This is a genomic window from Microcystis sp. LE18-22.4A, assembly GCF_027531105.1.
Taxonomy (GTDB): Bacteria; Cyanobacteriota; Cyanobacteriia; order Cyanobacteriales; family Microcystaceae; genus Microcystis; species Microcystis aeruginosa.
This window is the reverse complement of record NZ_JAPZRB010000559.1, coordinates 1-1522: the sequence shown is the minus strand read 5'-3', so window position 1 is coordinate 1522 and position 1522 is coordinate 1. Positions and strand designations below refer to the sequence as shown.

Sequence of the window (1522 nt, the reverse complement as noted above, 5' to 3'; positions counted from 1 at the left end):
ATTAATCTCTAGAGTAAGGGATTCCCTCTGTAGCCATGTTTTTGCTGATTTTCTGCCCCGAAACAAGCTATAATGGTCTAAAGGTCAAATTTGAAAATTTTTGCCTCAAACCCTATCGGCGTAAGAACTTCAGGATTTTGTCTCCAGTAGTTCATTGGTATTGTATTGCTTGAACTCAGGCTCTGTAAGACTTTTAGCCATAGCTAGTATGTTTATACGGGGGAAGTCCAGGAATAAGGTCGGGTGCGGTGATTTGTTAGACGGGCTTATATTGATAACTAAGTTCGAGTGCGTTGCAAAAACTATTGAGGCGATTCAGTAAGGCATTATAGTAAGGGTAAGGATCGTCTTGTTCATTCTGGAGACGGGTATACAAGGTTAGCTCTGGCTCTGGAGCTAGGTGATCTTTAGGGATATCTAAACCAGCTTGGGTTAAACGCGTTGCCGCGATCGCAACTAGCAAAGCCCCAATTGTATCGCACTCACCATTGTGCAGAGCTTTCAGTCCGGGCAGGATAGTCTCGGCTCCTGGCAACTCATTGAGATTCATGATTGTTCCTCCTCTGGTTGATCTTCAAAACGTTCAATGAAGTTCTCGATTCTGCTTCTGAGTATATCAGGGTTAAGAGAGGGGAATCGGATTAGTTCAGGTACAATTGCCTCAAAGCAATCCCTTAGCTCACTCAAAGAGAATAATTTCTGTTTGTACATAGCTTCAACATCTTTAATGTCGCGATCAAATCCCCTAGATAGTTTAGAAAGAGCTTGGGCTGTAAAATCATAGTGATAGAACGAGATTTGACCTCGTTTGCCAATAAATACGCTTCTGTCGCGCCATCCTGGAAGAGGTGGCAAGAAATCCTGCGGAGATGCCAGTTCGATATTGATGTTTAATTCTTGTTTGAGCTTGGCGATCGCTTGAAAAATGCCCAGTGGTTCAGGATCTAGACGAAGATCAACATCAACTGTGGAGTTGCGCCATCCAACCAGCAAGGCACTAGCTCCACCTGTAAAGTAGATGCAGCCGGAACCCTGAGCTTCTTTCCCTAAGATTTGCATCAGGCGTTTTAACTTCTGAGCGTCAACGTTTGCACGCATTTTTTTGCCGTGATTATCTGCCTCAAGTGACGATTTTAGTTTAGTGCCTACTCAAAAGTCAATTCTACTCTTCTATCACCTGTGCGATAGTATAGGGACAAAACTCTGGAAAAATGCTGAGGAATAAACCTGTTTGTCTGGCGGCTTCTCGACGCGCTCTGGTATATTCCCTGTCCAAAATTTGCGCGGGATAACTGCTTAAACTGGGACTATCCTCTAATTGACGAGGAATTTGCGATCGTCCATCATTAGAACTCTTGCAAATTAATTATATGTTATAATGATGGGTTAACTAATTTTCCCCAAAAAATTAGTTAATCAGTACATTTGTCCTGAATGAAAACTTGAAGTTTAACTTTTAACTCAAAACTCTTTAGAGCTGCTTTAATTTGGTTATCAAAACCTCTTTATTTAAGCGGCACAA

At 42.0% G+C, this 1522-nt stretch carries 2 protein-coding genes and 1 pseudogene; all 3 read right to left on the bottom strand.

Annotated features, from left to right (window positions below):
* Window positions 1-256: 256 nt before the first annotated feature.
* On the bottom strand, window positions 257-550 hold the full coding sequence (locus tag O9295_RS24025) for a hypothetical protein (protein WP_288035844.1): 294 nt from the start codon (window positions 548-550) through the stop codon (window positions 257-259).
* The gene (locus O9295_RS24020) at window positions 547-1098 is read right to left on the bottom strand and encodes a DUF6036 family nucleotidyltransferase (protein WP_288035843.1); all 552 of its coding nucleotides are present in this window, start codon (window positions 1096-1098) and stop codon (window positions 547-549) included. Before O9295_RS24020 ends, O9295_RS24025 begins: the two co-directional genes overlap by 4 nt.
* 64 nt (window positions 1099-1162) lie before the next feature.
* Window positions 1163-1354, bottom strand: a pseudogene (locus tag O9295_RS24015) (DUF29 family protein); the annotation flags it as partial.
* Window positions 1355-1522: the final 168 nt, after the last annotated feature.

Coding starts and splice junctions, on each gene's coding strand:
- O9295_RS24025 (WP_288035844.1), bottom strand. CDS start 550: ATGAATCTCAATGAGTTGCCAGGAGCCGAGACTATCCTGCCCGGACTG.
- O9295_RS24020 (WP_288035843.1), bottom strand. CDS start 1,098: ATGCGTGCAAACGTTGACGCTCAGAAGTTAAAACGCCTGATGCAAATC.